This is a genomic window from Streptomyces sp. NPDC101237 (genome assembly GCF_044767465.1).
Taxonomy (GTDB): domain Bacteria; phylum Actinomycetota; class Actinomycetes; order Streptomycetales; family Streptomycetaceae; genus Streptomyces; species Streptomyces gramineus.
Map to the genome: position 1 here is coordinate 1 of NZ_JBIWNY010000055.1, position 17247 is coordinate 17247.

At 69.0% G+C, this 17247-nt stretch carries 20 protein-coding genes and 1 pseudogene; 15 read left to right on the plus strand and 6 right to left on the minus strand.

Features of this window, described 5'->3' with window-relative positions; translation table 11 throughout:
* Window positions 1-90: 90 nt before the first annotated feature.
* A complete protein-coding gene (locus ACIRQ9_RS39720; RefSeq protein ID WP_351313579.1) occupies window positions 91-258 on the minus strand; it encodes a hydrophobic protein in 168 nt (55 codons plus the stop codon).
* Between the two features lie 187 nt (window positions 259-445).
* On the opposite strand from ACIRQ9_RS39720, the gene ACIRQ9_RS39725 reads away from it, so the two are divergent.
* On the plus strand, window positions 446-622 hold the full coding sequence (locus tag ACIRQ9_RS39725; protein WP_404185475.1) for a CsbD family protein: 177 nt from the start codon (window positions 446-448) through the stop codon (window positions 620-622).
* 144 nt (window positions 623-766) lie between these two features.
* Here ACIRQ9_RS39725 and ACIRQ9_RS39730 read toward each other — a convergent pair whose 3' ends face one another.
* The 3 genes and pseudogenes from ACIRQ9_RS39730 to ACIRQ9_RS39740 form a co-directional block, all read right to left on the minus strand.
* Window positions 767-943, minus strand: a complete 177-nt coding sequence (locus ACIRQ9_RS39730) for a hypothetical protein (protein ID WP_404185527.1) — start codon at window positions 941-943, stop codon at window positions 767-769.
* 25 nt (window positions 944-968) lie between these two features.
* Window positions 969-1363, minus strand: a pseudogene (locus ACIRQ9_RS39735) (transporter); the annotation flags it as partial.
* Between the two features lie 338 nt (window positions 1364-1701).
* On the minus strand, window positions 1702-3135 hold the full coding sequence (locus tag ACIRQ9_RS39740) for a pre-peptidase C-terminal domain-containing protein (protein ID WP_404185478.1): 1434 nt from the start codon (window positions 3133-3135) through the stop codon (window positions 1702-1704).
* Between the two features lie 336 nt (window positions 3136-3471).
* On the opposite strand from ACIRQ9_RS39740, the gene ACIRQ9_RS39745 reads away from it, so the two are divergent.
* From ACIRQ9_RS39745 to ACIRQ9_RS39770, 6 genes are all read left to right on the plus strand, one after another.
* Window positions 3472-4425 (plus strand): ABC transporter substrate-binding protein, encoded by a 954-nt coding sequence (locus ACIRQ9_RS39745; RefSeq protein WP_404185481.1) that lies wholly within the window; start codon window positions 3472-3474, stop codon window positions 4423-4425.
* 62 nt (window positions 4426-4487) lie between these two features.
* The gene (locus ACIRQ9_RS39750; RefSeq protein WP_404185518.1) at window positions 4488-5387 is read left to right on the plus strand and encodes an amino acid ABC transporter permease; all 900 of its coding nucleotides are present in this window, start codon (window positions 4488-4490) and stop codon (window positions 5385-5387) included.
* 8 nt (window positions 5388-5395) lie between these two features.
* On the plus strand, window positions 5396-6148 hold the full coding sequence (locus tag ACIRQ9_RS39755; protein WP_404185521.1) for an amino acid ABC transporter ATP-binding protein: 753 nt from the start codon (window positions 5396-5398) through the stop codon (window positions 6146-6148).
* On the plus strand, window positions 6145-7365 hold the full coding sequence (locus ACIRQ9_RS39760; protein WP_404185484.1) for a M20 family metallopeptidase: 1221 nt from the start codon (window positions 6145-6147) through the stop codon (window positions 7363-7365). The genes ACIRQ9_RS39755 and ACIRQ9_RS39760 overlap by 4 nt, the downstream gene beginning before the upstream one ends.
* A 163-nt stretch (window positions 7366-7528) precedes the next feature.
* Window positions 7529-8824 carry a cyanophycinase gene (locus ACIRQ9_RS39765; RefSeq protein WP_404185487.1) on the plus strand — a complete coding sequence of 432 codons (1296 nt, stop codon included), beginning with the start codon at window positions 7529-7531 and terminating at the stop codon, window positions 8822-8824.
* Between the two features lie 136 nt (window positions 8825-8960).
* Window positions 8961-9839 (plus strand): MurR/RpiR family transcriptional regulator, encoded by an 879-nt coding sequence (locus ACIRQ9_RS39770; RefSeq protein ID WP_404185490.1) that lies wholly within the window; start codon window positions 8961-8963, stop codon window positions 9837-9839.
* Between the two features lie 547 nt (window positions 9840-10386).
* On the opposite strand, the gene ACIRQ9_RS39775 is transcribed toward ACIRQ9_RS39770, so the two are convergent.
* Complete coding sequence (locus ACIRQ9_RS39775; protein WP_404185493.1) at window positions 10387-10833, minus strand: winged helix-turn-helix transcriptional regulator; 447 nt, start codon at window positions 10831-10833, stop codon at window positions 10387-10389.
* A 105-nt stretch (window positions 10834-10938) separates the two neighbouring features.
* Between ACIRQ9_RS39775 and ACIRQ9_RS39780 the strand changes: the two genes are divergently transcribed.
* The 8 genes from ACIRQ9_RS39780 (at window position 10939) to ACIRQ9_RS39815 (ending at window position 16328) form a co-directional block, all read left to right on the plus strand.
* Entirely contained in the window at window positions 10939-11655 is a 717-nt protein-coding gene (locus tag ACIRQ9_RS39780) for a DsbA family protein (protein ID WP_404185496.1), read from the plus strand.
* Window positions 11656-11708: 53 nt separating this feature from the next.
* Window positions 11709-11849, plus strand: coding sequence for a hypothetical protein (locus ACIRQ9_RS39785; RefSeq protein ID WP_404185499.1), 141 nt, complete (start codon window positions 11709-11711; stop codon window positions 11847-11849).
* A gap of 69 nt (window positions 11850-11918) precedes the next feature.
* Complete coding sequence (locus ACIRQ9_RS39790; protein WP_404185502.1) at window positions 11919-12581, plus strand: NAD(P)-dependent oxidoreductase; 663 nt, start codon at window positions 11919-11921, stop codon at window positions 12579-12581.
* Window positions 12582-12646: 65 nt separating this feature from the next.
* Window positions 12647-13369, plus strand: a complete 723-nt coding sequence (locus ACIRQ9_RS39795; protein WP_404185504.1) for an SDR family NAD(P)-dependent oxidoreductase — start codon at window positions 12647-12649, stop codon at window positions 13367-13369.
* 75 nt (window positions 13370-13444) lie between these two features.
* Window positions 13445-14083 carry an NAD(P)H-dependent glycerol-3-phosphate dehydrogenase gene (locus ACIRQ9_RS39800; protein WP_404185506.1) on the plus strand — a complete coding sequence of 213 codons (639 nt, stop codon included), beginning with the start codon at window positions 13445-13447 and terminating at the stop codon, window positions 14081-14083.
* Between the two features lie 190 nt (window positions 14084-14273).
* Window positions 14274-14411 carry a hypothetical protein gene (locus tag ACIRQ9_RS39805; protein WP_404185509.1) on the plus strand — a complete coding sequence of 46 codons (138 nt, stop codon included), beginning with the start codon at window positions 14274-14276 and terminating at the stop codon, window positions 14409-14411.
* Window positions 14412-14607: 196 nt separating this feature from the next.
* Window positions 14608-15981: a PP2C family protein-serine/threonine phosphatase gene (locus ACIRQ9_RS39810; protein ID WP_404185524.1), complete on the plus strand. Its 1374-nt coding sequence runs from the start codon at window positions 14608-14610 to the stop codon at window positions 15979-15981.
* Window positions 15981-16328, plus strand: coding sequence for an STAS domain-containing protein (locus ACIRQ9_RS39815; RefSeq protein WP_404185512.1), 348 nt, complete (start codon window positions 15981-15983; stop codon window positions 16326-16328). The genes ACIRQ9_RS39810 and ACIRQ9_RS39815 overlap by 1 nt, the downstream gene beginning before the upstream one ends.
* A gap of 592 nt (window positions 16329-16920) precedes the next feature.
* Here the strand turns inward: ACIRQ9_RS39815 and ACIRQ9_RS39820 are convergent.
* On the minus strand, window positions 16921-17247 hold a 327-nt coding region (locus tag ACIRQ9_RS39820; RefSeq protein WP_404185515.1), incomplete at its 5' end, for a MerR family transcriptional regulator.

Below are 17247 nucleotides of genomic sequence, written 5' to 3' on the forward strand. Positions count from 1 at the left end.
CCCGCCGGCCGCGCGCGTCTGTGACCGGGGGGGGCCCCGGGCTGTTCCCCGCGGCGCCCCACCCCTGGTGGATGCACTGGTCGAGGCTGTCTACCAGCGGTACCAGCGGCCGCGCTTGCCGCCGCTGGTGGGACGGATCACGAACCCGAGGACCCACACGATCAGCACGATGACCGCGATCCACCACAGGGCCTTGAGTGCGAAACCGGCACCGAAGAGGATCAGAGCGAGAAGAAGAACAAGCAGAACGGGAACCATAGTTATCAACCTCCGAGCCACCGTGTGTCCCGCGAATCGATCTCCACTCCTACGGATCTTATATAGTTTTTATAACGTCGGCCGGTGGCTGCTACCGGTTGTGTCGCAGACGGTCAGGTTTGGAAATGCTGTCGGAGGTCACTCGGAGGGCGTACGTGAATTCCGAGCGAGGCAGGAGTGAGTGGCTGTGGCTGCGGACGAGAAGGCTCAGGCCAAGGGCGAGCAGGCCGAGGGCAAGGTCAAGAAGCTTGTCGGCGGGGCTGTCGGCAACGAGTCCCTGAAGGCCGAGGGCAAGGTCGAGGAGTCCAAGGGCGACCTGCGCGCGGCCAAGGAGAAGGCCAAGGACGCGATCAAGCCCAAGTAGGCCGCACCACCTCGGATCCCGGGCGTCACAAGGCGCCCGGGATCTGTGCTGCCTCGCACCGTTCCAACCGCTGCCTCGACGCGTTCGCCCTCCTGGTGCTGCCGGCTCGCCATGTGGTTGCCGGGCGGAGCCGCGGCAGTGCGGTCAGCCTTGTTGCGGGGACACCGCGGAGGCGTCGGCGAGGTTGGCGCCGGTGTCGGCGGTGCGCCGCGAGGTGTCGGTGCCGTGCCAGTCCAGGCAGATGACGGTTGCGTCGTCCGTCAGGTGGCCTTCGCCGGCTTCGAGGACCGCGCCGATCAGGGCACGGGTACTGACAATCACGCCCGGGAGACCGGCGTGCGGCTCCCGCTGCCGCATAGCTTGCGCGGAAAAGATCCTGTCCCCGCTCCAAGTCCCGCGTACGGAGCTGCACTTCCAGGTCACCCGTCCCACGGTGCCGAGACCGGGCACGTCCCGGGTGAAGCCCGGAACCAGATCGACGGCCTTCGGGTCGACCTTCACCTAGACCAGCAGCTTGCTGCGCTACGGCGGGCACAGGCCGGCGAAGTTCCGCAGCCGCTGCTAGGCCAGACAGGTCTCGCGGTCGACCCGGTTCACGCCGTCCCCGGGCCCGAGCAGGACCTCGTCGACCGCGCCCCCCAGCTCCGCCCTCGCCGCGACCTCGCCGCCGGCCGCCGCACGGGAAACCGCGTGACGCCGTGCCCGGCGGGCCACCGGCATCCCGCCGCTCACCGAGGCCACGGGCGAGGAACTGGCCGCCGTTGTGTTCTCGCCGTTGGGGAGGGGCGGTGGGCGGTGACCTTGTGGCGGCAGGTTCTTGCCGCGCTCAACAACACCTCCCTCAACGACGCCGAGCGTGAGGGGCGTTGTCGCACGCGGTGCCGCTCAGCTCGCCGCCCGCCGGGCACGCGGAGGTCGGCTGACCGCGCCCGACGACGTGAGGGCGGTGGTGTTTGCGGATTTCCTGCCCGTGGGCGAGCGCGCGGCGACGGCCGGTTCGCTGGTCTCACGCCTGCCTTGTGTGATGCGCGGCGGCAAGCTGGCGAGAGTGGGCGTCGCAGGTGACCTGAACAGTGTGGTCAGGCTGTGCTCAGGTCACAGGCATAGGTGGCGGAGCCGGAACCTGCGTAGGCTTCGAGATCCAGGTAGTACGTTCCGTTGCCTGCGGCTGTGCGGGTGTAGGTGAGGCTTTCGTCGCTGCCTCGCCCGTTGTTCACCGACCTCGTGAGCGTGCTTCCTGACGCGTCGAGGAGGTAGGCGTCCGCATCGTAAGCGTCAGGGATCGCGCACGATATGGTCGCGGTTTTGCCGGAGGCCAGGGTGAACTTGAAGTAGTCCTGGTCGGAGGTGGTGTTCAGGGAGCCGGTCAGTGTCACCGGGGGCGCGCTGGCGGTGATGTCGTCGGCGGTGGAGCGGGAGTCGTTTGGCTCACTCTCGTCTACTGTTGTGCCACCGCCCTGGGTTCCGCAGCTGGTCTCGGGTGTACCGCTGTACAGGTTTGGGTCGGGGACACCGCTGCTGACGCTGCGCCGGTAGTAGCCGCAGGTGGGACGGTTCTTGAAGTCAAAGGTCTGGCCGCTGGTGAGGTGCCAGATTTTGAAGTTGGTGAAGGTCAGGGGCTTGCCGGAGACGGCCTGTTCCGGCTGGTGATCACCGAGCACGACGTAGGCGTCGCTGCCGAAGAGCGTGGCGAGTCCGTTTTTGTCGATGTAGAGGGAGCTGCCGCCTTCGTCGATGCCTACGCCCCACGCCTTGCCCTGTGTGGTCAGGCCGTCCTTGATGGCGCGTGCGACGAAAGCCATCGTGCGGCCCATGCGGTCGCGGGCGACGAAGTGGGAGTCGTTGATGGTGTCGCTGTAGTTCGGCCAGTTGAACATGCCGGTCGTGAAGGTGACGGACTTGTCGTAGGGGTTGGCGAGTGCGCCGGCTGACGTGGCGCTTGCGGTGCACGCGTCGTAGACGATCGAGCTGTTGATGTGGAGACCGGCGCTGCCGCCACCGGATCCGCCGCCTTTGGCGACGACGGACTGGACGGAGTTTTGGAGCGCGGTGCCCTTCCAGGCCGCGTAGCGGCACTGGTCGCCGCCTGCGAAGTAGACGAACTCCGCGTTGCGGATGTCGGTGTTCAGCTGGGTGTTGTTGCCGTCTGCCGCTGTGGTCAGCGTCCAGGTGGTGCAGGAGTTGACGCCTGAGAGCGTGGTGATTGTGTCGCATTCGGGGGTTTTGCTGCCCGAAGTGGGAGCCGAGCCGGCCAGGACGACGACGTCAAGGCTTCCCGTGTTGCCGCGGATGGCGTCGAGGGCCTTGGCCATGGAGTTGGCGACGACGCTGCCGTCGCCGTTCATGGTGAAGGCAGGGCCGGACCAGCTCGATCGGCTGACGTCTGACGAGTTGCCGAGGCGTACGCGGTCGGCGGATGCGTGGGCGGGGTCAGAGGTGACGGCAAGGGTCGTGGCAGCCGCCACGATCACGAGAAGTGAAGCCAAGGGTCTGCTCAGTGCGCGTGAAGTCATCGGTGCTCCTGGGTCGCGGGATGGGACTGCACGGCGGGAACGAGTGGCCCCGTGCTTGCTTCTGACGGATCGACACAAGAAGCAGGGGGGTAGTAGCGGAACATACAAGTCATCAGTTGCTTGCGGAAGATGTAAGGAGAGTTTGCGCGAAGAACGTTCCGACTCCACATCGAGACCATGACAAGGATGGACATTTGCCACTTCTCTTCGCCTCTACTGTGCAGCCGCGAGAATCTAATCAGCGTTACATCTATGCAGGATCATGGCGCACATGTACTTTCCTGCTCTGTCAGCGGGCGAGGACAGACCCTCGCCGGCAGTTGAGAGGAAACGATCGTGACGTCACACTCCTCCCGCCGTTCCGCGATCACCGTCGCGACAGTCGCGGTGGCGCTCATCGCGGTGAGCGCATGCGACGACCGGGCAGCCACCGGCGAGGTGGCGTCGACCGGCGCCGCGAAGGTCGCCGGAGTGACGGTGAAGCCGGACCGTGCCCTGCATGACGCCTTGCCGAGCAGCATCAAGAAGGCAGGGACGGTCCGCGTAGCCACCGATGTTCCTTACGCGCCGTTCGAAATGTTCGTCAGCGAGGGCGGCAAGGAGCTCACCGGACTCGACTACGACCTCGGTCAGGCCATCGGCGCGAAGCTCGGCGTGAGATTCGTCTTTACCTCGCAGAAGTTCGACGGGATCGTGCCGGCCCTGCAGGCCGGCAAGTTCGACGCGGCGATGTCCGCGATCACGGACAGCAAGGATCGTCAGAAAGTGGTCGACTTCGTCGACTACTCCCAGTCCGGGTCCGGGATTCTGGTCGCCAAGGGCAACCCGAAGAACATCACCACGCTGACCGATCTGTGCGGGAGCCCGGTGGGGGTGCAGGCTGCCACCAACCAGCTGAAGCTGCTCACCGCAACGCAGTCCGACTGCACGGCCGCAGGCAAACCCAAGATCGCCATATCCACCTTCCCGAAGGACTCAGATGCGCAGCTGGCGCTCCGGTCAGGAAAGGTCGTGGCCGATGTTCTGACCAAGCCTGCCGCCGGCTGGACTGCGAAGACAGCCGACGAAGGCAAGGCCTTTGAGCTGGTCGAGGACAGCAAGGCGCCGGGCGGCTACAACGCTTCGCCCAACGGTATCGCCGTCAGCAAGAAGCTGCCCGCACTCACGGGAGCCATACAGAAGGCCCTGCAGGCCCTTATCGACGACGGCACCGCCACCAAGATCTTCGACAAGTACGGTGTCGCCTCGATCGCCGTCAAGGATGCCACCCGCAACGCGGCGGTGGACTGATCGTGCCTACCACCTCCACTTCCGTGGGTGCCTCGCGGCACCATGACTTGGTCCGCACGGACATGGACATCGTCCCGGTGCGGCACTACGGCCGCTGGGTGGCTGCCGCGGCTGCCGTGGTGGCCGTCGGCGGACTGATCGGCTCCCTCGCCAAGAACGCCAACCTGCACTGGGATCTCATCGGCCACTACCTCTTCGCCGGCCTCATCTTCGACGGCCTGACAACGACCCTGTGGCTGACCGCCGCGGCCATGGCCCTCGGTCTGCTGCTCGGCACCCTGATCGCGGTCATGCGCCTGTCGGCCAATCCCGTCCTGTACGGACTCTCCTCCTTGTTCGTCTGGGTCTTCCGGGGGACACCGCTGCTGGTCCAGATCATCTTCTGGGGCTACGCCGCTGCCCTGTACAAGAAGGTGCTGATCGGTGTCCCGTTCACCCACATCACCTTCGTCCAGGCCGACACCAATTCCCTGCTCACCCCGGCGGTCGCGGCGCTGCTGGCACTCGGGCTCAACGAGGCCGCGTACGCCAGTGAAATCGTCCGAGCCGGCATCCAGTCGGTCGACACGGGGCAGACAGAGGCAGCCCACTCGCTCGGCATGCGGCCCGCCTTGACCATGCGCCGGATCGTTCTGCCCCAGGCCATGCGAGTGATCATCCCGCCGATGGGCAACGAGACCATCAACATGCTGAAGATGACGGCGCTCGTCTCTGTCATCGCCGCTCACGACCTGATGTCGAACATCCAGGACGTGTACGCGCAGAACTACCAGGTCATCCCCATGCTGGTGGTCGCCAGCATCTGGTACCTGGCCCTGGTCAGCCTGCTGAGCGTCCCACAGGCGTGGATGGAGCGGCGTTACGGCCGCGGCACCGCGGGAGGCGGTCGGGTGTCCCCCCTGCAGCGCGTGTTCGCGGGCGCCCTCTCGCTGGGCCGCGTGAAGAAGGAGTCTGAGCGATGACCACGCCCATGGTCCACGCGCAAGGTGTGCGCAAGCACTTCGGGAGGCTCGATGTCCTCAAGGGCATTGATCTGACCGTCGAAGCAGGGCAAGTGTGCTGCCTGCTGGGCCCCTCGGGCTCCGGCAAGTCCACCTTCCTGCGATGCATCAATCACCTTGAGAGGGTCGACGGCGGCCGACTGTCCGTCGACGGCCAGCTCGTGGGCTACCGCAGGCAGGGCGACCGGCTGCACGAACTGCGTGAGCGGGAGGTCGCCGCACGCCGCCGCGACATCGGCATGGTCTTCCAGCGCTTCAACCTCTTCCCCCACCTGACGGCGCTGGAGAACGTGAGCGAGGCGCCCATCCGCGTGGCCGGGGCCAGCCGATCCGAGGCACGCGAGGACGGTATGCGCCTGCTCGACCAGGTCGGCCTCGCCGACCGAGCCGGGCACTACCCCGCACAGCTCTCAGGTGGCCAGCAGCAGCGAGTCGCCATCGCCCGCGCCCTGGCCATGGGACCAAAGCTGATGCTCTTTGACGAGCCGACCTCGGCACTCGACCCCGAGCTGGTCGGCGATGTCCTGGACGTCATGCGGCAGCTCGCGGCGGACGGCATGACGATGGTCGTCGTCACCCATGAGATCGGCTTCGCCCGCGAGGTCGGCGATACCGCAGTCTTCATGGACGAGGGTGTCGTCGTCGAGGCCGGACACCCCCAGCAGGTCCTCGTCGAACCCGAGCAGGAACGCACCCGCGGATTCCTCTCGAAGGTCCTGTGAGCGCCCCGGTCCGTCAGCGGCCGCGCACCGCCGCACTGTTGACGCTCGCCCGCGCCCACAAGGCACGCTACCTGCAGGAACTGGCCGAACTCGTCGCGATCGACTCCGGGTCGTACAGCCCCGCCGGCGTCAACCACGTCGGAGAGATCGTCGGCGAACGGCTGAGGGCCCTCGGGTTCGACACCCGGCACCTCAGCCTGCCGCCCGCAACAGCCGGCGGCACCGGCGACCTGGTCGTGGCGCGGAAGAAGGGGTCGCGCCCTGTCGAGGACGGCGGCCGCCGCATTCTCCTCGCCGCACACATGGACACGGTGTTCGAAGACGGGACAGCCGCGGCCAGGCCGTTCGGCCTGTCCGGCTCACACGCCCACGGACCTGGCGTGAGCGACGACAAGGGCGGCCTCGTGGCAGGCCTTACGGCGCTCCGCATCCTTGAGGAGGCCGGCTTTCAGGACTACGCCGAGCTGGTCTTCCTGGCGGTGCCCGACGAGGAGATCGGCTCTCCGATGAGCCGGTCCCACACCGAAGAGACGGCGCGCGGCATGCACTACGCGTTGGCACTGGAGTGCGCGCGGGAGAACGGCGATGTGGTGATCGCCCGCAAGGGCGTCGCCGACTTCCGGCTCGCCATCACGGGACGCGCCGCCCACGCCGGCATCGAACCGGAGCGGGGTGCGAACGCCGCGCTGACGGCGGCCCACCTCACCGTCGCCCTCCAGGGACTGAACGGCCGCTGGAATGACGTGACCGTCAATGTCGGCATGATGCACGCCGGCACACGCATCAACATCGTCTGCCCAGAGGCAGAGCTGCACGTCGAGGTCCGCTCGGCGACCACGGAAGGCATTCGGCAGGCGCGGCAGGCGATCGAGGAACTCGCCGCGAGCCCGGCCGTCGCCGGGACCGCCGTGACAGTGGAGCAGCTCGACCTCTGCCCGCCCATGGAGGACACCGACGCCTCACGGCAGATGCTCCGGACCGCCCAGTCCCTCGGGGCAGAACTCGGCCTGTCCATCGGAGCTGCCGCGACCGGCGGAGTAGGTGACGCCAACCTGATCGCCGGCGTCGGCGTGCCCGTTCTCGACGGGCTCGGCCCGGTCGGCGGCGGCGACCACAGCCCGCACGAGTGGCTGGACACCACCACCGTGGTCACCCGAGTAGCCCTGCTCGCCTCGCTCATCGCCGTACTCGGCTGCGAACAGCCTGCCGCCGGCTGATCCGACGGCTCCGGCTGCGAACAGGAAATCCGTTGCTGTACAGGCCGCCGTCGTCTCCGGGTGGCCCGAGCAAGCACAGGCACCGGCCGTCGCCGAAACCGGCCTCAGGCACGCCGACCCGACGGCACACCATCCACCCCTCTTCGTTTCCTGGAGGTCCCTCATGCGCACCCCCCAGCAAGCCGCCGGCCGCATCGTAACGGCCGCGAGCACCGCGCTCCTGCTCGCCATGGGAGCCGCTCCGTCAGCCGTCGCACACCCGGCCGCAGGCCACCGTTCCGCCGGATCCCTCGTCCTGGTCGGTGGCGGGCTGAAGGACGACAACGACCAGGTGTACGGCGAGATCGTGGACCGGGCCGGCGGCAAGGGGCACGCACGGATCGGAGTGCTGACCGCGGCCTCCGTGCCCGAGAGCCAGGACCCGAACGCGGGTGACCCGGCCAAGTGCTCCAACTCCGTCTGCAACGGAACCTATTACGCCGATCTTTTCCGCCGTCACGGTGCGGCCAGCGCGGAGTGGGTTCCCGTCGACCTCGACCATGTCGCCGAAGCCGACTCCGACCGCGTCGTCGCGCAGGTCAACAACATGACCGGCTTCTTCTTCGGTGGCGGGGATCAGTACCGGTACGTGACCAGCCTGCTGCACGGTTCCGCTCACACCGACTCCAAGGTGCTGGCCGCCATCCGAGCCAAGCTCGCCGACGGCGCCGTGGTGGCCGGGTCGAGCGCCGGCGCCCAGATCGCGGCCGGCCCCGACATGATCACCGGTGGCGACTCCTACGAGGCCCTACGGGACGGCAGCTCCCCCGGTTACTTCGACGACGCTTCCCGGCTCGGCTACCTGCCCGAGGGAGGCTTCGGCTTCCTGGACTCGGGACTGCTGGACACCCACACCGGCACCACCGGACGTGAGGGCCGCTCGCTGCGACTGGCCGCCGACACGGGCCACCAGCGGGTCTACGCGCTGGAGGAGAACACCGCTCTTGTCGTCGAGCACCCGGGTTCACCGGACGAGAGCATGCACGTCATCGGCCCCCAGGGCCTCGCGATTTTCGACCTGCGGCACTCGCACGTGACCCGACGCGGCGGAGGCTGGTCGCTCACCGGGGCGACCTACGACTACCTCACCGACGGCGACCGCTACGAGCCGCGCCACTGGCGGATACGGCCGGCGTCCGACAAAAAGCGGCTCCGCCCGCAGGACCGCACCCCCGTCCCCGCCAACACGGACGTCTTCTACTCCCTCGCCGACGACGACGGCGTCCCCTACAGCTTCCTGGGCACCGCGCGCGCCCTCGCGCAGTCCGCGGTGCAGCGGGAGACCACCGCCACCACGTTCGAGTCCGGACCGCGGTTCACCGTCACCTTCGACAAGGACCGGCACTTCACCGCGCTCACGGACGACGGCACGAGCGCCGACACCCTCATCGGGATGACCGTGTCCATCGCTCCCAACTGATCTCTCCCGTGCAGGCGGACCCACGGGCGAAAAGAGGGACGGAGCGCTCGGTCCCCCCAGACGAGCGCCCCGGTCCCTCGCCTGCCCCGTAGGCTCCACGCACAAGGCCCTTCCGGCATGGAAAAGGAACACCTCGATGGCTTCTGGCACACTCGCCGACGAAATCCGGCACAAGCTGGGTGAACTCAGCCCCGCCGAACGCAAGGTCGGCCGGGTCATGCTGGCGGGATATCCGGCGCCGGGATTCGAAACCATCGCTACCATCGCGGAACGTGCTGCGGTCAGCGCACCGACCGTCCTCAGGTTTGTCGGCCGCCTCGGCTTCCGCGGCTACCCCGACTTCCAGGCAGCCCTGCGCGATGAACTCGAGGAACGCAGCGCCTCTCCCCTGGCGTTGTACGAGTCGGCGGCCCAGAACCGCTCCGACGCCCTGGACGATTCGGACACCGGCGAACCGCTGCTGAAGAGCGGCAGCCGGCTGTTCGCCGCCGCGCTGACCCGGTCCCTGGCCGAACTCCCGCCGCACGACCTGGACCGGGCAACGCAGCTCCTCGCCGACCCCAGACGACGGATCGTCCTTGCCGGCGGCCGATTCACCCACCTGTTGGCGCAGTACCTCGGCCTGCACCTCATGCAACTACGCGACGACGTGGCGTTCCTGCCGGACCGTGACGTCGAGCGGACCGCCACCCTGGCCGCGCTGACCCGCCGCGACGTGCTGGTCGTCTTCGACTACCGGCGCTACGAGGACGACAAGGTCGCGATGGCTCAGCTGTTGCGGGAACGGGGCGGCAGGGTGATCCTGTTCACCGACACATGGCTGTCCCCGGTGACCGCACACGCGGAGGTCGTCCTGCCCAGCCAGGTCACATCCCCCTCGCCGTACGACAGCCTCGTCCCGACGGTGGCCGTGATCGAGACCGTCGTCGCTTCCGTGATCGTCTCGCTGGGCGAGGCCGGGCACGAGCGCCTGCGCCATGGAGAGGACATCGCCCAGCGCATCGGTCTGGTCTGACCGCCACCGCCCCCACCGGCCCTCCTCGGGACCAGGTAATCCCTCACTCCAGGGCCCTGCGCACCACCACCGACGCGCTCCGCGCTGCCGGGACCCTTACCTCACCTCGCTGCTCGGATGCCTGGCGACAGGCATCGGGGAGGCACTGCTCGGCACATGGACAGTGAACCGTGTCGCACGGTCCTCGCGAGTCAAGGGGGAACCGGTGGTGACTGCATCCATCGACCGGACGCCGCTGGTGGGGCCGTTCACCACCTGCCTCCGTACGGCAGTGCTGTCCTTCCGAGCTCTGTTCAACTGGCTCCAGCCCAGCTAATTCCTTCTGGCCATGGTGGCCACACGTCTTGATGCCGATTCAGGCAGCTGACGTGGCGGTGGGGTTCACGGACCGGGCTGGAACGGAGGCAGGCACGGCCTCCGAGTGATCATGAGGTGTCGAGTTCCTGATCACCATGTCGAGGGCCGGTGGGGGTCCTCCACCCGCGGTCACCGGCGGGGAGTCGGATGGCCGTGTGTTTCGCTACCGCCGGTGACGGTCTCCGGTAGCTCAGGCGCGTGCACCCGTACTCGGCTGCGCTGAGGTCGTGCGGGCCCGGTTCTCACGGATCTCGTCGTGGTGGGCGGCGGCCCAGCCGACCAGGGACGTGGCGATCTCGTGGAGGCCGCGGCCGAGCGGGGTCAGGGAGTACTCGACGCGCGGGGGCACTTCGGCGTAGGCGGTACGGGAGATCAGGCCGTCCTGGTGGAGTTGGCGCAGGGTGAGGGTGAGCATGCGCTGGGAGATGCCGGGGACTTGGCGCTGCAGGTCGGTGTAGCGCAGCGGGCCCCGCTCCAGGACGGCGATCAGCAGCAGGCTCCATTTGTCGCCGACGCGGTCCAGGACCTCGCGGATGAAGGCCATGTGCTCGCTGGGGATCGCCGCGCACGGCCCGATCGCCGCCGCCCCGACCGCCTTCGCCCCACCGGTCGTCGCCACTTCGCCTGCCCGTTCCATCACGCACATTCCTCTCCGGCACGCACACGGATGTGCCTTTTGCACCCCCTTCCATACTGGTCCACCATGGCGTTACGAACAAGTCGTAAGAATTGGAGGCGCGCGGTGAAGGTGGACATCTGGTCCGAGGTGACATGCCCCTGGTGCGGGCTGGGCCATCACCGCCTGGAGCAGGCCGTGGAGCGGTTCGAGCACGCCGGCGAGGTGGAGGTGGTCCACCACTCGTTCCCGCTCAGCAGCAGCTTCCCCGAGGACCGCACCTTCTCCGTACGCGAGGCTCTGCTGCGACGGCACGGTGTCGGCGGCAGTCAGGCCGAGACGTCGACCCGGCGGATCGAGGCACTGGCCGCGGCCGAGGGGCTGAGCCCCTACCGGGTGCTGGACAACCAGGTCGGCAACACCGACCTGGCCCACGAGTTCCTCGCCCACGCCTCCGCCCAGGGCAAGAACCGCGAAGCGTGGGACGCGATCTTCGACACCTACTTCGGCAAGGCCGAGCCCGTCTTCTCCCCGGACGACCTGCTGGCGCTGTCCGACACCCTGGGCCTGGACCGCGAGCAGACCCGACAGGCCCTTGCCCGGCGCCGCTACCGCGAACAGGTCCGCGACGACGCGATCCACGCTCAGCGCCTCGGTGCGACCGGCGCCCCGTTCATCGTCGTCGACGGCCGCTACGGCGTCCCCGGCGCCCAGGACAGCGACACCCTGCTCGACCTGCTCCGCACCGCATGGGGCGCCACCCGCCCCCTCACCCCCGTCGCCCGTGGCGGTGACGCCCCGGGCTGCGGCCCGGACGGCTGCGCCGTCCCCGAACACGGCTGATCTCCCCATAGCCGCCGTGATCCAGAGACGAGCAGTCCGGTGAACGTCCTGCTGTGGGTCCTCCAGGGACTGCTGGCCGCGGTGTTCGCGACGGCCGGCGTGACCGGGAGTACCGCGCGATCGGTATGAACGCCGTGCTGCTGGCCCTGGCCGTCGTGGTGGCCTGGGGCCGCTTCGGCCCGTACTCCTTCTGATCCTTCCGAGTCCGTCCCCGGCCGGCGCCCGCCGCCCGGCCCTCCGCCCATGAAAGCCGATGACTTCCCATGACCGACCTGCTCGTCCTTGGCGGCAGTGGCCGCACCGGCGCCCACGTGCTGGCGCAGGCCGCCGAACGTGGCCACCGCGTCCGCGCCCTCGTCCGCGACCCCTCCGCCGTTCACGCCCCGACCGGTGTCGAGCTGATCCAGGGCACGCCCGCGAACATCGACGACATCCGCACGGCCGCCCACGGCACCCGGGCGGTGATCAGCGTGCTGAACAACGCCCGCGCCTCCGACAACCCTTGGGCCAAGCCGGTCAGCCCGCCGATGTTCATGACCGACGCCGCCCGCAACACCCTGACCGTGATGGCCGAACAGGGCATCCGCCGGATCGTCCTTACCTCCTCCCAGGGCGCCGGCGACGACTGGGCCCGCCTCAACCCGCTGGTGAAGGCATTCATCAACCTGTCGAACATCAAGGCCGGCTTCACCGACCACACCGGCGTCGACCAGGTCGTACGCGCCTCCGACACCGACTGGACCCTCGCCCGCGCCGTCGCCCTCAGCGACAGGCCCGCCACCGGTCCCCTGCGCGCCGGCGACGCCAACGTCACCACGCCCGGACGCTGGATCAACCGGGCCGGCCTCGCCCGCTTCCTCCTCGACTCCGTCGACGAGGAGACCTGGATCCGCCGCGCCCCGCTGGTGTGGAACGCCCGCGGCTGACCCACCCCACCTCGAACCCCTGCCGAACAGCCAGAACACCCCAAAAACCCCGAGGAGACATCCCCATGCCCGACACGTCCAAGGTCATCGCCGTCTTCGGAGCCGGCACCGGGCTCGGCGCCTCCGTCGCCCGCCGCTTCGCCCGCGAAGGCTTCCGCGTCGCCCTCGTCGCCCGCCGCAAGGACCGCCTCGACGCACTCGTCGAACAGCTCATCGGCGAGGGCATCGACGCGGCCGGATTCACCGCCGACCTCTCCGAGCCCGCCGAGGTACCCGCCCTCATCGACGTCATCCGCGGCCGGTTCGGCCGGATCGACGTCATCGAGTACGGGCCGATCAGCGGTGAGAAGAGCTTCGCCCCCGCCACCAAGCTGGACGCCGTCACCCTGCAGAAGGACAGCCCTCTTCTCCTGTTCACGCCGGTCGAGGTGGTCCGCGCGGTGCTGCCCGAGTGGGCCGAGCGCGGCGACGGCGCGTTCCTGATGACCACCGGCCACACCGCCGTGGCGCCGCGGCCCTACATGAGCGGCGTGGGCCCGCTGATGTCCGCCGCCCGCAACTGGCTGCACTCCCTCAACGGCGAGCTCGCCGACATCGGCGCCTACGCCGGCACCCTGTCCATCGCGGCGTTCATCGCCCGTAGCGAGATGGGAGAGATCGCCGCCGCATCGCTGCCGGAAGGCGTCGGCCCGCTCGTCGACCCGGACGACCTCGCCGAGCACTACTGGGACCTGTACACCAAGCGCGATCGCGTCGAGCAGATCCACCCCGAGCCGACCGCCGGGTAACCCAGTCAGGCCCCTCGCCACCACGGGCCGGGTCATCCCTCGGCGACGACACCCTGCGTACAGGCCAGCCCTCCGGTGGGGAGTCCAACCGGCCGTCCGCGGGGACCGCCCCTCACCAGCAGCGATCTGCTCGGCTGCGCGACGGGCGGTGCGTGGAAGAACGTCATCGCCCTCGCCGTCGCCCTCGCCGTCAGCATCGCTGTCGGCATCGCTGTCGGCATGGGGCTCGGGGACAACGCGACGGCGGTGATCATCACCCGCGGCCTGGCGGCGAGCAGCCGCCTGGCCGTCGCCATGGACGCCGACCCGGCCACACCCGCCGTCCTGTCCGGGACGGGCGACCTGGTCGCCACCTGCACCTCCCCGCTCTCCCGCAACCGCACCTTCGGCACGCACCCGGGCCGCGGGCTCACCGTCGACGAGGCGGCCGCCGAAACGCGCCAGACCACCGAAGGTGTCAAGAGCACCGAGGCAGTCCTCGCCCTGTCCCGCGCGTTCGGGGTCAAGATGCCGCTCGCGACCGTGGTCGACGCCGTACTCCACGGCAGCGTCTCCCTGCACGCCGCAGCCACCGAGCTGATGCAGCGCCCCCCGAAGCCCGAACAGGGCGCCCGCCCGCGCGTCGTCGGCGCGGACCTTTCGTTTCCTCCCTCGCTGTGCGGAGGCGTTCCGTCATGCCTGACGTCGTCCTGCCCGCTGGCCAGCTCACCGTGACCGCCTCCCTGGTCACGTGGATGGTCATCGGGTTCACCCGCAAGTCCGGCCGCGGCGGGATGAGTTATCCCCTCTTCAGCGGGGGCACCTTCGTGATCATCGACCTCACCGGCGTGACGGCGGCCGGACCGAGCGCGTCAACCTGGGCATCTGGTTCGCGCTGTCCTTCGGGCAGGGCGGCTGGGGGCGGTTGGCGCCCGGGGCACTCAGCCTGCGTGTCGCGGAGCAGCGGTTCGGCGCCCGGCGCGGCCGTCTCCTCGCCGGCGTCTACCGGCCGGTCCTGGTCATCCGCACGGCCGCCGCGGCCTACGCGGCCTTTCTCACGTGACCCCGTTGAGCAACCGTGCGGAACAGCTTTCACGGGCGTGGACGCGCATCAGGACCTGGATACCCAGGCCCGCGGCCGCCGTCGGTTTGCCGGCAGGCGGATCCTGTGTGGGGTGAGTGAGGGGCGGCTCACTGATACTGGCGGGAGGGTGTGGTTTTCTTGCCGCTCAGCAATGGTTTCAGGGAGGCGCCGGGAGATGGCGGGTACGGAGTCCGCGGGCGGTGTGCGGCAGGACGGTCTGCCGGCTGCGCTGTCCGATCCCGTCCGGGTCGCCGCGGTGGAGGCGACCGGGTTGCTGGACACCGGGGCCGAGGAGGTCTTCGACGATCTCGCTTCCCTGGCCGCCCGGATCACCGGCACGGGCCGCGCGTTCGTCACTCTGGTAGATGCGGACCGCTCGTTCTGGAAGTCGTGCGTGGGTGTGGACCTCAACGCGTCCGCCGTCCGGCAGTCTTCCGTAGAACAGAGTTTCTGCTACTTCCTGGTCGAAGCGGGCGGAGCCCCGTTCGTGGTTGAGGACGCGGCCGCCGATCCGCGTACCGCCTCTCACCCCGCCACCGGGCCGATGAACATCGGCGCATGGGCCGGCTACCCGCTGCTCGACGCCGAAGGACGGGTGCTGGGCAGCTTCTGCGTGATCGATGATTCTCCGCGTACCTGGTCTCCGGCCGATCTGGCGACGCTTTCGACGCTGGCCCGCTCGGTGTCGGCGGAGATACGGATGCGGCAGGTGCTCACCGCTTCCCAGGAAGCCCAGCAGAAGTCCGCGGACCTCGCTCACACCTTGCAGGCCGGACTGCTTCCCGCCGCCCTGCGTACCGTCCCGGGCATGCAGGCGGCCGCTTCCTACCTGCCGGCCTCGAACCGCCACCGCAGCGACATCGAGGTGGGCGGCGACTTCTACGACCTGTTCCGCACCCACGGCGAGAATTTCGCCGCGGTCCTGGGGGACGTGTGCGGCAAGGGCGTCAAGGCCGCTCAAGTCAGTTCCATGGCCCGCTACACGATCCGGGCGGACGCCGCCGAGACCGGATCGCCCGCCGACCTGCTGACCCGCCTGAACGCCGCCATGCTCGCCCAGAACGCCCCGCGTTTTCTGACCGCCGTCTACGTGGCCTTCCACCGGACCCTCGTCGGCGCTGCGGGGACCATCACTCTCGCCGGGCATCCCCCCGCGCTGGTGCGCCGGGCCGACGGGCAGGTGCGGCAGCTCGGCGCAGCAGGCACCCTGCTGGGTGTCATGCCCGAGCTGCGTTTGACCGACACGCCCTTCCAGCTCGGTCCCGGCGACCTCCTGTTGCTCTACACCGACGGAGCGATCGAAGGCCGGCCCCGGCCCGGAACCGCACCTGAGGACGCCGGAGCCGTCTTCGGCGAAGCCGACCTCACCCAGGCGCTGGTCTCCACCTGCGGGATGGACGCCGCCGCCACCATCGATCACCTCACCGCAGTTCTGGACGCCCACCACCAGGGCTGGGCCAGCGACGACACCGCCCTGCTCGCCCTGCGCGTCACGCCCGCCGGACCGAGTGGTCCCCGTACCGGTCCGACACCTGAGATGCTGACCTGATGAACGATCCGGTCAGCGGCAGCAACCACGACCTGCTCGTGGTGCACGCGCTCTTCCCGGAGGCGTACGTGCTGACGCTGCGCGGTACCGCTGACGTAAGGGCGTGCGAGGTCCTCGAAGACGACTTCGCCCGCGCCACCGGCGCCGGCCTCCCCCTGATCGTGGACCTCGCGGCTCTCGCATTCGGCGACGAGACCCTCCTGGGCCTTCTCGTCAGCGCCCGTCGGGCCGGCGGTGTCGAACTCGTCGGGCCGCTCAGCCCCTCGTTCCAGCGCCGTCTTGACATCGCGGGCGTCGGCACCTGGTTTATCGTCCACCCGACTCTCAGTGCGGCACTCGGTCGCTGACCTGAGCAGCCGCCGGCCGTGCCCCGCAAGCACCTGGAACCCGTCGACGGCGAGCCGGTGAAACTCGGGGCCTGACTCGACCAGACCCGATGCCACGCGGCCACGCTCACCTCAGCGCCGCGCCGCGCCGCGCTCGACCATCTGGGGATGCGCTGGTCCTAGCAGGGCCGCGCGGGATGACCCGCCACGGCGGGGGCACAGAGGGCGGTCCATCCCAGAACCTCGCTCTTCCACCAGCGGCCTCGGGAAGGCGGTCAAAAGCGTGGACGCGAATGCATCTGGACTGTACCGGGAGAGGGAAGCCAGACGGGACCTGTCTTCTTGATGCGCGCAGGAGGACAGGTCCCAGCACGTGGCACGCGCGGCGCCCGTGCGTGCCTGTTTCTGAATTGCCGGATCTCCGCCAGGGCAACCATCAGGCGGGTTGCGGCTCCTGCTTCGCCGGGTTCGCTGCTCGTCCCTCGCTTCATGCATCGCGCCCGCTCGCGGTGCTCTCACCCGTGGAGTCACGTTGACGCGGGACGGCGGTGCGGTCCCTGGGCGGCCTCGTCCTGCGGCAGGACATCGGCTGCCTCGGGTCCGGGCGTCCTGATCAGGCTGATGTGTTCGGCTGAGGCTTGCCGCCCTCGGCGCGCAGTTGGTCGTTGATGCGCAGCGCCTCTTCGAGTTGGTCTTCGAGGATGACGATGCGGCAGGCGGCCTCCACGCCGGTGCCCTGGTCGACGAGTTCGCGGGCCCGGGCGGCGATGCGCAGCTGGTAACGGGAGTAGCGGCGATGACCGCCCTCGGACCGCAGCGGGGTGATCAAGCGGTGTTCACCCAGGACACGGAGGAACGCCGGGGTCGTACCGAGCATCTCCGCGGCACGGCCCATCGTGTACGCGGGGTAGTCATCATCGTCGAGAGGATCGACGGGAAG